General features: G+C 38.8%; 12 protein-coding genes. 3 read left to right on the plus strand and 9 right to left on the minus strand.

What is annotated here, in order from left to right:
* The first annotated feature begins 20 nt into the window (after positions 1 to 20).
* Positions 21 to 1,661, plus strand: coding sequence for a CTP synthase (locus tag SULBA_RS00310; protein ID WP_014768279.1), 1,641 nt, complete (start codon positions 21 to 23; stop codon positions 1,659 to 1,661).
* Entirely contained in the window at positions 1,654 to 3,237 is a 1,584-nt protein-coding gene (gene recJ / locus SULBA_RS00315; RefSeq protein ID WP_014768280.1) for a single-stranded-DNA-specific exonuclease RecJ, read from the plus strand. The genes SULBA_RS00310 and recJ overlap by 8 nt, the downstream gene beginning before the upstream one ends.
* Positions 3,238 to 3,243: 6 nt before the next feature.
* Here recJ and SULBA_RS00320 read toward each other — a convergent pair whose 3' ends face one another.
* The 9 genes from SULBA_RS00320 to purB form a co-directional block, all read right to left on the minus strand.
* Complete coding sequence (locus SULBA_RS00320; RefSeq protein ID WP_014768281.1) at positions 3,244 to 3,903, minus strand: protein-L-isoaspartate(D-aspartate) O-methyltransferase; 660 nt, start codon at positions 3,901 to 3,903, stop codon at positions 3,244 to 3,246.
* A complete protein-coding gene (locus tag SULBA_RS00325) occupies positions 3,881 to 4,636 on the minus strand; it encodes a carbon-nitrogen hydrolase family protein (protein WP_041671732.1) in 756 nt (251 codons plus the stop codon). Before SULBA_RS00325 ends, SULBA_RS00320 begins: the two co-directional genes overlap by 23 nt.
* Complete coding sequence (locus SULBA_RS00330; protein WP_014768283.1) at positions 4,626 to 5,648, minus strand: ribonucleotide-diphosphate reductase subunit beta; 1,023 nt, start codon at positions 5,646 to 5,648, stop codon at positions 4,626 to 4,628. Before SULBA_RS00330 ends, SULBA_RS00325 begins: the two co-directional genes overlap by 11 nt.
* A gap of 104 nt (positions 5,649 to 5,752) precedes the next feature.
* Entirely contained in the window at positions 5,753 to 6,448 is a 696-nt protein-coding gene (locus SULBA_RS00335; RefSeq protein WP_014768284.1) for an anaerobic ribonucleoside-triphosphate reductase activating protein, read from the minus strand.
* A complete protein-coding gene (gene nrdD / locus SULBA_RS13220; protein WP_014768285.1) occupies positions 6,423 to 6,587 on the minus strand; it encodes an anaerobic ribonucleoside-triphosphate reductase in 165 nt (54 codons plus the stop codon). The genes SULBA_RS00335 and nrdD overlap by 26 nt, the downstream gene beginning before the upstream one ends.
* On the minus strand, positions 6,584 to 8,689 hold the full coding sequence (locus SULBA_RS00345) for a ribonucleoside triphosphate reductase (protein ID WP_014768286.1): 2,106 nt from the start codon (positions 8,687 to 8,689) through the stop codon (positions 6,584 to 6,586). Before SULBA_RS00345 ends, nrdD begins: the two co-directional genes overlap by 4 nt.
* A gap of 208 nt (positions 8,690 to 8,897) precedes the next feature.
* Complete coding sequence (locus SULBA_RS00350; RefSeq protein WP_014768287.1) at positions 8,898 to 9,599, minus strand: aspartate/glutamate racemase family protein; 702 nt, start codon at positions 9,597 to 9,599, stop codon at positions 8,898 to 8,900.
* 66 nt (positions 9,600 to 9,665) lie between these two features.
* Positions 9,666 to 12,032, minus strand: coding sequence for a ribonucleoside-diphosphate reductase subunit alpha (locus tag SULBA_RS00355; RefSeq protein WP_014768288.1), 2,367 nt, complete (start codon positions 12,030 to 12,032; stop codon positions 9,666 to 9,668).
* Positions 12,026 to 13,360 (minus strand): adenylosuccinate lyase, encoded by a 1,335-nt coding sequence (gene purB / locus SULBA_RS00360; RefSeq protein WP_014768289.1) that lies wholly within the window; start codon positions 13,358 to 13,360, stop codon positions 12,026 to 12,028. The genes SULBA_RS00355 and purB overlap by 7 nt, the downstream gene beginning before the upstream one ends.
* 117 nt (positions 13,361 to 13,477) lie before the next feature.
* On the opposite strand from purB, the gene SULBA_RS00365 reads away from it, so the two are divergent.
* Positions 13,478 to 14,386, plus strand: a complete 909-nt coding sequence (locus tag SULBA_RS00365; RefSeq protein ID WP_014768290.1) for an RluA family pseudouridine synthase — start codon at positions 13,478 to 13,480, stop codon at positions 14,384 to 14,386.
* Position 14,387: the final 1 nt, after the last annotated feature.

A 14,387-nucleotide genomic window follows, 5' to 3' on the forward strand; every position in this document is an offset into this window, starting at 1 on the left:
AATAGACAGGCGGAAAGATTATGTCCAATCAAGAAACGAAATATATATTTGTCACAGGGGGTGTTTTAAGCTCCCTTGGTAAAGGTATCGCAGCTGCTAGTATTTCTACACTTTTAAAAAATGTTGGCTTTAAAGTCAGCATCCTCAAAGCAGACCCTTACATTAACGTTGACCCTGGTACGATGAGCCCTTTAGAGCATGGAGAAGTTTTTGTGACCGATGATGGTGCTGAGACGGATCTTGATTTAGGGCATTATGAGCGTTTTTTAGACGAAAATTTAACACAAGCCAATAACTTTACCACAGGACGTGTTTACTCTTCTGTCATTGAGAAAGAGAGACGTGGGGATTATTTGGGTAAAACCATTCAGGTGATTCCTCATATTGTCGATGAGATTGCTAACCGAATTAAAGAGGCAGGCAGAGGCAAAGATATTTTAATCGTGGAAATTGGTGGAACTGTTGGCGATATAGAAGGTTTGCCTTTCTTAGAAGCGATTCGTTCGCTTAAGAGTGAACTTGGAAAACGCAGAGCGATGAACATTCATCTCACACTTGTGCCTTTTATCAAAGCAGCAGGTGAACTTAAAACCAAACCAACGCAACACTCTGTACAAGAACTTCGCCGTATCGGTGTGACTCCTGATATTCTTATTTGCCGCTCTGAGTACCCTCTTCCTAAAGAATTACGCAATAAACTTGCTTTTTCGTGTGGTGTGGAGCGTAATTGTGTTATTGAGTGTTTGGATGCGACCACTATTTATCAAGTACCGCTTAATTTTTTAAAAGAAAATATTTTAGCCCCTATTTCAGAAGCACTTGATTTGGGTGTTTTAACACCACATATGGATGATTGGGATGTATTGGTCAAACGTGTGATTGCGCCTCGTGATGAGTTGTTAATTGCTTTTGTGGGTAAATACATTGACCTTAAAGAGTCTTATAAATCGCTCACGGAGTCTTTGATTCATGCAGGGGCACATCTCAATGCAAAAGTGAAAATTCGCTGGGTAGATTCCGAAGTCGTTGAAGATAAAGGGTGTGAAGATATTCTCTCCGATGTGGATGGTATTTTAGTTGCGGGTGGCTTTGGTGAGCGTGGTGTCGTGGGAAAAATGCAAGCGATTCGTTATGCCAGAGAACATAATATTCCTTACCTTGGCATTTGTTTGGGTATGCAGCTTGCGATGATTGAGTTTGCACGCAATGTCTTACGCATCGAAGATGCCAATTCGGCTGAATTTGATGCTACATGTAAAAATCCTATTATCTATTTGATTGATTCTTTTATGGATGCGAGTGGTCAAAAACAACTTCGAACATTTCAAAGTCCATTGGGTGGTACGATGCGTTTAGGTGGTTATGCGTGTGAAACAAAAGCAGGTTCTTTACTCAGAGATGTTTATGAGGGAGAGACGATGATTCGTGAGCGTCACCGTCACCGCTATGAAGCCAACCCTGCCTATCGTGAAGCCTTTGAAAAAGCGGGTCTCATTGTCAGTGGTGAGAGCGATGGGCTCATTGAAGCAGTAGAGCTTAAAGGGCATCCATGGTTTTTAGGTGTACAGTTTCATCCTGAATTTACATCCCGTTTAACCAATCCAAATAAGACCATTTTAGCCTTTGCTAGAGCGGCGTTGACACAACGCCAAAATGGGTAGTTTGCTCACAAAAGAGGAGATAAAACGGATTCTTCAAAGTAGGTTTAAACACGACGAATGTACCCGTTTAAATGAGATTCCAAAACCCTCCTCGCTTAAAGACATTCATAAAGCCTCCAAACGTATTGTTAGGGCAATACGTGAGCATGAGCGCATTGCTATTGTGGGAGATTATGATGTGGATGGCGTTATCTCTTCGGTCATTTTAAGCCAGTTTTTTGATGACGTAGGGGTTGATTACACCTTAATCATTCCCAATCGTTTTACCGATGGTTATGGGTTAAATCCAGAGATTGTAGCAAAACTAGATGTGCAGGTTATCATTACGGTGGATAATGGTATTTCTGCCGTTGAAGCAGCACGTATTTGTAAAGAACAAGGCATTGATCTTATTATTACAGACCATCATAATGTTCCTGAGGTTTTACCTGAGGCGTATGCCATCGTCAATCCCAAACAAGAAGATTGTTCGTTTCCCCATTGTGAAATTTGCGGGGCACAAGTGGCATGGTATTTGGTTGCAGCCCTCAAGGAAGAGATGGGCATTGAGTATGATCTCTCAAGTTTTTTAGACCTATTGTGTATTGCCATTATGGCGGACATGATGGAACTTCTAGGTATGAATCGGGTGATGGTTAAAAAAGGGATTTTAGAACTAAATCGTTCTAAACGTCCTGCTTTTGAAGCCATTCGACAGTATTACGGTAAGCGTACCTTTGAGAGCGATGATATATCTTTTTTAATAGCCCCTTTAATTAACAGTTCAGGACGCATGGAAGATGCTATGTTCTCGTATGCGTTTATTAAAGCGAGTAATGTTGAGGAAGCGCTCAAGCGACTTGATTATATTGTTTCCCTCAATGAAGCACGAAAAGAAGAAGAACGTCTCTTGTTTGAGGCAACATTACCCTATGTCAATGAGAATGAAAATATTATTGTTGTTTGGGGTGAAGAGTGGCATGAGGGCATTGTGGGTATTGTCGCCTCCAGACTTTCTAAGCGCTTTAAAAAACCTGCCATTGTTTTTTCCATCAAAGATGAGAAGGCTAAGGGAAGTGCAAGAGGTGTTGGTGGGGTAAATATTTTGGAGCTAATCCGTGCACAAGAGAAATTTTTAATTGGCTATGGTGGACACAAAGGGGCTGCGGGTGTTTCTATTGAAGTGCATCATTTGCCCCATTTTAAAGAAAAATTGGTTGAAGCAGCGCGTATTTTGAGTCAAGAAGAATTGGAAGCAGATAATGACCTGCTTGGTGAAATCAGTGCGGATCAAATAGACTTTGAACTTTTAGAGATTTTAGAACAACAAGAACCTTACGGGCAAAAAAATCCAAAACCGAGCTTTTTACTGCGTAATATTAGCGTCAAAGTGGACCGTTTTATTGGTAAAGAGGGTCAGCATTTAAAGCTTATTTTACAAGAGGGAACCAATGCGCTTGAAGCGCTCTTTTTTAATTACGATGTCAAAGCAAGGCAAGGAGATAAGATTGATATTTTATTTACGCTCTCACGCAATGATTATCGGGGTTTGGTGACGCCTCAGCTCATGATTAAGCAAATTATTAAGAAGCACTGAGGCTTCTTAATACTCTCTTCCTTCTTTGACAGGAACAAAAAGACAGGTATCTAGATTTTCTTGAATAATGCCTTCTTCGGTTTTAAGGAATCGTGTGATAATTTGCTGCTCCTCTTTTTCAATGGGTGCGACTAAAATGCCCCCAATTTTAAGCTGTTCGAAGAGCTTTTGGGGTACATGGGGTGTTGAGGCTGAAAATAAGATACGATCATAGGGTGCAAATTCTCTCCATCCATTTTGACCATCGTCAAATCGTGTGTGAATGTTGGTGATTCCTAATGTTTTAAAACGCTCTTTGGCTTCTTGTAGCAGTCTATCAATACGCTCAATGGTAAAAACACGGCGAATAAGTTTACTTAAAATAAGCGCTTGATACCCACTTCCACATCCAATTTCCAAGACACTGTCCGCCCCTTTACATGTAAGCGCTTCTGTCATCTTCGCTACGGTCAGCGGTGAGCTAATCCATTGGTTGGCAGCAAGGGGAAGTGCATCGAGTTTATAAGCATGCAGACCCATTCCTTGTGGAACAAAAAGTTCTCGTTCACTTTGGCAAAAAGCATCATAGACGCTTGAAGAGAGAGGAATGATTTTGGCAATTTCATCGGCCATGCGTTTATGTTTTTGGAAGTTAATTTTTTCTCTAAAGTGAGTCGATTGAGACATTATGGTTTATTCCTACATCAAGGTATCGTCGCATCTTTTTGATTTCAAATCTATCAAAAGGATACATTATCAGGCTTTGTGCATCATCGCTTGTGACATGACCAAACGCAGAGATGATGGCACTGCTCTTTGCCATCGTTTCGTCTGCACTGTTGGCACATAAGACGAAGGCTTGATTGGCAATGGCAAGTGCTCTTGTAAGCACTTCAAAATGCATCTTACGCTCTTTCCCCCAATACGCAGGGATAAGAATAAGGTCTGCTCCTTTGATCTGTTCCCAAAGGTTTGTAAAGCGAAGCTCAAAGCAAATAAGCACAGCAATTTTTATTCCATTAAGTTCAACGATACCAATGTTATCAGGAACTCCTGCCCTAAAATGGTGCTCTTCTTTTCCAAGTGGAAATAATTTTGTTTTGGCTTGTGTGTAAATAAGCTTTCCATCATGAAAGAGTTTGAAGTTATTGAGGTATCCAAGTTGTGTTTTTTCAATTAATGTTAGTGCCAGTGTTTTACATGTAGAAAGTTTTGCTAGCTCTGGAAGGGTGCGCTCTGAAAACTGAGCTGCTTCTTCCATTCTCTCATAAGGGTAAGCGCTTAAACACAATTCAGGGGCTAAGACAATACTCTTATGAGGTGTTTGCGCCACAAGATGCTTTAGGGTTTGAAAATTCTCATCAAACGAGTGCTTCTCATAAGCAAATTGTAGGGCGCAGAGCATAGGATTAGAAGTCATCAAACGAGAGGCTTCCTTTACTGTAGTTAGAGACATTGCCCTCAAAAAAGTTTGTTTTTTGGTCATTGAATTTTGAGAAATCATCGACCCACTTGATAGGATGACTGGCATTGTAAAGTTTATCAAAACCTACAGCACTCAAGCGATCATCAACAAGGTAATGAATATAGGTTTCGATAATATCATCGGTAAAACCCATAATTTGGTTTTGTGTGATGTATTTTCCCCACTCAATCTCTAAATCACCCGCTTTTTGAAACATTTCATACACTTTTTCTTTTAAGTCATCCGTGAAAAGCTCAGGACGCTCTTTTTTCGTACTGTTAATCATATTTTGGAAGAGTAACAAGTGCGTAATTTCATCTCGTTGGATAAAACGAATCATTTGGGCACTTCCGAGCATTCTACCTGTGCGTGCAAGGGCGTAAATAGCGGTAAATCCAGAGTAAAAGTAGATACCTTCTAAGATTTGATTGGCAAACATGGCAAGCACAAGCTTCTCTTCGGTCACATCTCCTGCTAATTCTTCATACACACTTGAAATATAATCATTTTTACGGCGCAATACCTCGTCGTGTTTTTCCATTTCATAAATTAAATCGGTGTTGTCACAAATCGCCTCAACCATTACGGCGTATGATTTTGAGTGATTCGCCTCTTCATAAGCTTGGCGTGAGAGGCATGCGTTAATTTCAGGTGCTGTGATATAGGGGTTGATGTTATCGGCTAAGTTGTTGGTTTGGAAGCTATCCATGCTAATAAGTTGTGACCACACAAGATCATACATGCGTTTTTCAGCATCGGTGAGATTTTTGTTGTAATCAATAACATCTTTTGTGGTGTCAACCTCTTTGGGAAACCATGTGTTACCCTCCATCATATCCCAGAGTTTGAGTGCCCATGTGTATTTTGCTTTGGTAAAATTTAAAATACCATGAGGATTTCCACCAAAAATTTTGCGATCATTTAGGCTTTCACATGAGCTTGGATTATAGATTTTTTTGCGATCCACGAGGATTCCTTGTATCATTTTTATTGTAAAATTGACGTTACCAACAAAGTTTATAAGCAGCGTTACAAGAGCTTTGGTGGTTTGAGCTGTAAGCAATTATTGTATCAAAAATTTCTTAATTCTATGGGGATAATGGAGGATAATTCACTGATTTTAAACTTATTTTGTTGCTCTTTTGTTTCACCGAGGGTTTGGCTTACATGTAAATAATTTTGAAGGTAGTAAATACCGCAATACCCCTTTACATGTAAATCATTAATGATAGCATTGAGGTGTTTGGGTGTTAGAAAATCACTGTGCAATGTGGTACGTACTTCAAAAGGAAATTGGCTGTGAATTAGGTAGTTGAGGCTCTCTTCAAAGTCTTCAAAATGGGCATGGTGTGTTAAAGTGCTGTAGTACTCTTTGGGTGCTTTGTAATCCAGCGCAATGTAATCAACAAGCTTTTTTTCAATTAATCGTTTCAGTACATGAGGATGTGTACCATTGGTATCAATTTTGATTTTGTAGTCTAACGCTTTAACGGCTTCACAAAAGCTTTCAAGATGAGGGAACAAAGTACACTCCCCTCCACTTAGAACAACAGCCTCAAGCCGACCTTTACGATTTTTAAGAAATTCAAGGGCTGATTCAAGGCTTATCTCACCTTTTCCTCTTACGATCTGTGGATTGTAGCAATAAGGACATGCCATATTGCATTTAGTAAACCAAAAAATAGACGCTAGATGACCTTGATAATCCAGCGTCGTAAATTTGGTAATGCTGTGAATTGGCTTATTTGCAAGCACATTTTTCAACAAATTGAATACGCTCTTTGTGCTCGCCCGTTTTGCCTACATTAAAACTCTCTACGGGTCTGTGGTAGCCCATAACACGGGTATAAACAATGCATTTGGTACGTCTATCTTTTAAATGCTCTAAAATCTCAGTTTGGCTCATGATACTTCTCCTTTTTTGAATTGTTCAAGTAACTCTTCGTCACATTTTGGGCAAAATTCATGTTCTCCACTAATGTAGCCATGTTTTTCACACACAGAAAAAACAGGTGTGATAGTAAGGTATGGCATACGGTAGTTCGTAATCACATTTTTCACCAACTTTTTGCATGCTTCAGATGAGCTAATACGCTCTTTCATATAAAGATGCAATACGGTACCGCCAGTATACGAACACTGCAAATCGTCTTGTAAATCTAAGGCTTCAAAAGGATCATCGGTAAAATTTGCAGGCAACTGAGAGGAGTTTGTGTAGTACACATTTCTGCCTGTACCTGCTTGAATAATTTCAGGGTATCGCTTTTTATCTTCTTTCGCAAAGCGGTACGTTGTTCCCTCCGCTGGTGTAGCTTCAAGGTTATAAAGGTTGCCTGTTGCTTCTTGATACGCCACCATTTTATTACGTACAAATTCTAAGATTTCGTGAGCAAATTCCATTCCATATTCATCAGCAATTGTGTGTTTATCATCGGTGAAATTGCGAATCATCTCATTGATACCATTGACTCCTATGGTAGAAAAATGGCTATTAAATCCTGGTAAATAGCGTGCGGTATAAGGATAGAGCCCACGGTTATACATCTCTTGTACAAAGACGCGTTTTTTTTCTAGAGTTGATTTGGCTAAATCGAGCAAGTACTCAAAACGCTCCATCAACTCTTTTTTATTCCCTTTGTGCAGGTATCCAAGACGTGCCATATTGAGTGTGACAACACCAATACTCCCTGTCATCTCTGCACTTCCAAAAAGACCTCCACCACGTTTTAAAAGCTCTCTTAAATCGAGCTGCAAACGACAACACATGCTTCTTACATGCCCTGGTTTGTAGGCTTTTGGATTTTCAACCAATTTCCCCTCAGTATCTCTGACATATTGGCTTCCAATAAAATTTTGAAAATAGGATGAGCCGATTTTGGCAGTGTTTTCAAAGAGAAGTTCGGTATTTTCTCCATCCCAATCAAAATCTTCGGTAATATTGACGGTAGGGATAGGAAAAGTGAAAGGTTGTCCTGTTTTATCACCTTCTGTCATTACTTCATAGTAAGCTTTATTAATAAGATTCATCTCTTTTTGGAAATGTTTATAGGTCATGGCTTCAAGCGAGGTAACCCCACGATTTTTAGCCTCTTCAAGCAGTTCTGCATCGTCAATCTCTTTGAAAAGATGGCGTTGGCTAGATGTTGGAATTTGATCTGCCAAATCGGTTGGGACTGTCCAATCAATTGTGATATTGGTAAAAGGGCTTTGTCCCCAACGTGCTGGAACGTTAAGGTTGTAAATAAAGCTGCGAATGGCTTTTTTAATCTCTTTGTAGGAAATTTTGTCTTTAAACGCATAAGGAGCTAAGTAGGTATCAAACGAGCTAAACGCTTGTGCGCCTGCCCATTCGCTTTGTAAAATGCCCAAAAAATTTGCCATTTGACCTAATGCTTCACGGAAGTGTTGTGGCGGACGACTCTCAACTCTCCCACGGACACCATTAAATCCTTCATCTAAAAGGACTCGTAAGCTCCACCCTGCGCAATACGCTGTGAGACAGTCCAAATCATGAATGTGGTAGTCACCGTTTCGATGCGCTAAACCCTCTTCTTTGGAATAAATTTTATCAAGCCAGTAGTTGGCGATAACTTTTCCAGCGGTGTTATTGACAAGCCCCGCATTGGAGTAGCCTGTATTGGAGTTCGCTTTAATCCTCCAGTCACTCTTACCAATATACTCTTCAATGGTTTGTGTGGAATTAATATAGGTCGTATCTTCACTGAGCCCTAAAATATGTTCACGTTGCATTTTGTGTGTGTGACGGTAAAGCATAAATGAGCGCATCACATCAAAATAACGTGCTTTATAAAGCTCTTGTTCAATCATATCTTGAAAATCTTCAACTGCTGCGACACGTTTTTTTTCAATACGTTTTAGAATCTCTTGAAAGATACTCTCATCGTACATCACCCCTTCACTTTTGAACGCTTTTTTAATCGCATCTTCAATTTTGTAGGGTTCAAATTCTTCAGTTGTGCCATCGCGTTTAAGTACTTTGGTTAGCATAATTATCCTAGATTTAAAAGTAAGATTGATTATAGTGCGAGTAAAATTTAAAGAAACTTAATGATTAAGGTGAAACAACTTTGTCACACCCCAAAATTAGGGGATTTTTATGTTTATTTATTAATGTTTACAATACCTAAAATATAGTAATTTGACTCAATTTTGTAGAGAAAATTCTAAAACTATTATATTAATTTAAATACTAATTTTATGTTGTTTTTAGCGCATACTTTAATGCAGCGTTTACATGTAAAAGGGTTGTATCAAATAAGGGTAAATCTGTCATTTTTTGATCAAGTAAAAGACCAATTTCTGTGCATCCTAATATAACGGAATCAATACTTTTATCATCTTTTTTTAGGGTATTTATTAGGGTTAAAAAAAGTTTTTGTGAATCTGTTTTGATTTTTCCTACACACAGTTCATCAAAGATAATACGATTAATATTCTGGATAGATTGTTCATCAGGAATGACAACATCAATGTTATGTTGGTGCAAAATATCGGTATAAAATCTCTCTTGAAGGGTGAATTTTGTTCCCAAGAGAATGGCTTTGTGTGCACCCTTTTCTTTGAGAGCCTCTGCTGTTGCTTCGGCAATATGTAAAAAAGGTATTGAAATATGTGGCGTGATGAGCGGAAGAATTTTATGCATGGTATTGGTGCATAAAAGTATAAAATCCGCACCTGCTCGCTCTAAAGAGAGGGCTGCTTCTTGAAGAATATGCGCAGCCTCTTCCCATCTTCCTTCTTTTTGAAAGGCTGCAATAGGAGCAAAATCAACAGAATAGAGTATAACTTTTGCACTGTGAAGCCCACCTAAGTTTGCTTTAACACCTTCATTAAGGAGCGTATAATAGCTAAGTGTTGACTCCCAACTCATTCCACCAATAAGTCCTATCGTTTTCACAATTATCCTTTACATGTAACGTGGTATGACTCAATCGTGTGTACGAAAAGTCATACCACTCTTTTATTACTGACACCCCTCACATTCAATGCTGCGATCGGCGACTTCTAGTTTATTTTCAGGAGATTGTGAACGTAAATAATAGGTCGATTTAATCCCCAGTTTCCAAGCAAGCATATAGATGTCATTAAGGTATTTACCACTAGCTTTATCCAGAGTAATAAAAATATTAAGACTTTGTCCTTGATCCACCCATTTTTGACGAATAGCACCTGCTTTGACCAAAATTCTTTGGTCTAGTTCATACGCAGGGGTATAAAAGTTCCATGTATTTGGATTTAAATTAGGAGCAACCACTGGAATCATACCTGAGAGGTTTTCTTCAAACCATTTACGTTTATACACAGGCTCTATTGTTTGGGTGGTTCCCACCAAGATAGAGATGGAACTTGTTGGCGCAATCGCCATTAAATAACCATTACGCATACCATTATGTTTTACTTTTTCCCTTAGGCTCTCCCAGTCATAAAGGTAGCCAAAAAGACCTCCTCTATCCACCAATTTTTTAGCCTCTTCATTGGCCGAATCAATGGGGAAAATGCCTCTACTCCATTTTGAACCAGAAAATTCTGGGTATGCACCTTTTTCAATCGAGAGGTTAGATGAAGCTAAAATGGCGTTGTAGCTAATTGCTTCCATCACTTCATCAATTTTACTAAAATGCTCATTGCTTCCCCATTCAATGCCTTGTTCTGCTAGCATTTGTGCTTCGCCCATAACCCCTAGCCCAATCGCACGTGATTTGAGGTTGGTGTGTTTGACTTTTGCATGTGGATAAAAATTTAAATCAATGACATTATCAAGCATTCGAATCGCAACAGGAACGGTGCGTTCAATATCCTCTTTGGTATTGATTTTTGAGAGATTGACACTGGCGAGATTACATACGGCTGTTTTTCCTTCTATCATCTCTTTTTCGACAATAAAAATATCTTTTCCATCAATACTATCAAGGGCAGTTACTTTTTTTGCTTCTTTGATAATGCCACTATCAACTTTAACCAAATCACTCTCTTCATAGGTTATAAAACTTTGATCGTTAAAAACAATTTTAATTTTATAATGATTAGGCTCTGTGTTTTGAAAAATTTCTGTACATAAATTTGAGCTACGAATAATCCCTGTATGATCATTTGGGTTTACTTTATTGGCACTGTCTTTAAAACAAAGAAAAGGGCTTCCACTTTCAAAATAGCTGGTAAGAATTTTTTTCCATAGCTCTTTTGCTAAGACATGTTCTTTTGCAATTGTCTCATTTTGTTCATATGCAAGGTAGCGTCTTTCAAACTCTTTACCATGAACTTCACATAAATCGCCTGTTTGAGCAGGGTCAAAGAGTGTCCACATGGCATTTTCTTCCACACGCTTCATAAACAGATCATTAATCCACAATGCAGGAAAGAGCTCATGGGCTCTACGTCTTTCTTCACCTGAATTTTTCTTCAAATCCAAAAAGTCGGAAATATCCATATGCCAAGGCTCTAAATAAACCGCAATGGCACCTTTTCTTGTCCCTAGCTGATCAACTGCAACAGCAATATCATTGGTAATTTTAAGAAAAGGAATCACGCCACCTGCGGCATTTTTATGCCCGTCTATCATTCCTCCCATGGAGCGAACCAAGTTCCAATCCCAGCCAATGCCTCCACCAAATTTACTCAAAAGTGACATCTCTTTGTAGGAGTCAAAAATCCCTTCGATGTTATCAGGTGTGCTTCCGATGTAGCAAGAGCTCAGTTGATGGCGGGTAGTTCGTGCGTTGGAAAGTGTAGGTGTTGCAAGCATTACTTCAAATTTACTAATGACATCGTAAAACTTCTTGGCCCAATCCCCACAATTCAGTTCATTTTGCGCTAGGAACATTGCAATTGCCATAAACATGTGCTGAGGTAACTCAATAGGCTGGCTGTGTTTATCTTTAATCAAATAACGATCATGAAGTGTTTTAATGCCAAGGTAATTAAATTGAAGATCTCGCTCAGGTTTAATATAGGTTTCAAGCTCTTTTAAATTATACTTTTCCTTAAGGCCTAAGGCAATACGTCCCTCTTTTTCACATCGCTCAAAATAGTCTTGAAAACTCCCATAACCTGTAAAGCCATTGACCTTATGGTACAAGTCATATAAGAAAAGCCGTGCGGCAACAAATGTCCAATTGGGACGGTCAATATCTATTTTATCAACCGCTGTTTTGATCAATGTTTTTTGAATCTCTTCGGTGGTAATTTTATCTCGAAATTGGATTTTCGCATCGACCTCGAGTTCGCTTTGGCTGACGTTGTCCAACCCTTGAATAGCAGAACTGGTGTATTTTTGAATTTTTGAAATGTCAAGTGGTTCTATGCGACCATTTCGCTTTAAGACGGTTAGCATTTTGTAAAGACCCTTTTAAAGATTCTATCCACATTTTTAGTGTAGTACGTATAATCAAAGCACTCTCTAATAGCTTCTTCGCTGAGCTTTGCCCTTAAATCTTCATCACTGAGAAGATTTTGAAGGTATAAACTCTCTTTGTTTTCATTAAGTGCTGCTTTACCTTGTTGTAAATCTGCCCAGACTTTCATGGCATTTCTTTGAACAATTTTGTAAGCATCTTCACGAGAAACACCTTTGAGTGGAAGCTCAAGTAAGATGCGTTGTGAAAAGACAAGACCGCCTGTAAGGTTGAGGTTTTTCATCATGTTCTCTGGGTAAACCACCAATTTTGAGATAACACTGTTGAGCCTGTTGAGCATAAAGTCAGTCGTAATAAATCCATCAGGTAAGATAAAACGCTCAACGGAGCTATGGCTGATGTCTCTCTCGTGCCATAATGCCACGTTTTCCATCGCAGGAATGGCATAAGAGCGAATCATACGGCAAAGCCCTGTGATATTCTCACTGAGCACGGGATTGCGTTTGTGAGGCATTGCAGAGCTTCCTTTTTGACCTTGTTCAAAAAATTCTTCGCACTCATACACCTCTGTGCGTTGGTAATGACGAACCGTAACAGCAATTTTTTCACAACTTGATGCTAAAAGAGCGAGTGCATTCATTAAAGCAGCATAGCGGTCTCGTTGAATGACTTGATTGGAAACGGGTGCTGGTTTAAGCCCTAATTCTTCACATACCAACTCTTCAAGTTCAATGGGAGAGTGTGCCATGTTACCCATTGCTCCACTAATTTGTCCCACTGAAATGACTTCCATAACATTTTCAAGGTTAGTTAGGCTTCGTTTAATCTCTTCATACCAGATTGCAAGGACTAAACCAAACGTAATAGGTTCTCCATGAATACCATGGCTTCGTCCAACCATTAAGGTCATTTTGTGTTCCATGGCTCTTTTTTTCAAAGATTCCATCAAAATTTTGACATCGTCAATAATTACATGTAAAGAATCACGCATTTGAAGAGCAACGGCAGTGTCAATACAATCTGAACTGGTCATTCCATAATGCACCCATCTGCTCTCTTCTCCTAAACTATCCGCTACGCTGGTTAAAAATGCAATGACATCATGGCGGGTTACTTTTTCAATTTCATCAATTCTCTCAATATTAAACTGAGCATTTTTGATAATTTTTTCACAATCACTATCAGGAATAAGACCTAGTTTATTCCATGCTTTGGTGGCTGCCTTTTCTACTTTAAGCCATGCATCGTATTTTGCTTCAATTGTCCAATGCCGTTTCATCTCTTCTCTAGCGTAGCGCTCTACCATTTTTCATCCTTACCTGTTTGTGATTTTTCTGTGATAAAATACGAGGAAGTTATCCATTAAATCGTGTTTTATGTGATGATGAATTCTAACAATTTCGGACTAAAAAAGGGTTGAATTTTGGCGTATACTTTGAAAAAATATCTTCTTGAAAAACCAACACCTGCCTTTCGTTTCATTATGGACACCTTTGGCGTGAGTATGGGTGAAGCACAAAAAATTATTGACAAACGGCGTGTCTTTGTAGAAGATGTACAGCTTTTGCGTAAATCAACTCTTATTTCTGGAAATATCAGTGTGGTGGTTTTTGAAGGAGATTCAAAAGGCTTAAAGCCCGTTTTTGAAACGGATGATTTTGCTGTTTTTGACAAACCAAGTGGGGTCATGATTCATCCGAGAAAGCGAAGCGATGGTTATACACTCAATGATGAGATAAAATCGCTTTATGGTAAAGATGCTAATGCTGCTCACCGTATTGATAAAAGCACAAGTGGACTTGTTTTAGTAGGAAAACACAAACAATCAGAAATTGAACTTAAGAGACTTTTTGCCACACGAAATGTACAAAAGAGTTATTTAGCATTGGTAAAAGGGTGTATTGCCTCTGAAGTGTTTATTGATGAAAAATTAAAACGGGATGTTGAAACAAGTCAGATTCGTTTAAAAGTTCATGTGGATGAGCGTGGTAAACCTTCTCAAACAAAGATTATTCCTTTGCACTATTTTGAAGATAAAGATGTTACCTTTGTTAGAGCAATTCCTTACACGGGAAGACAACATCAAATTCGTGCACATTTGTTCCACGTGAAACATCACATTATTGGTGATCCAATTTATGGTATCAATGAAGAAGATGCTGAACGTTTTTTAGATGGTACGATGTGTGCAACAGAACAATATGAAATTACTAAAAGTTCACGTCTTCTTTTACATGCACAAAGTTTATCATTTGAGTACAAAGGGATCTCCTATAATATAGAATCTTACTTTGACGCTCAAACAGAATTTTATAAATTGATGAAAGGCTAAA

The organism is Sulfurospirillum barnesii SES-3 (assembly GCF_000265295.1).
Classification (GTDB): domain Bacteria; phylum Campylobacterota; class Campylobacteria; order Campylobacterales; family Sulfurospirillaceae; genus Sulfurospirillum; species Sulfurospirillum barnesii.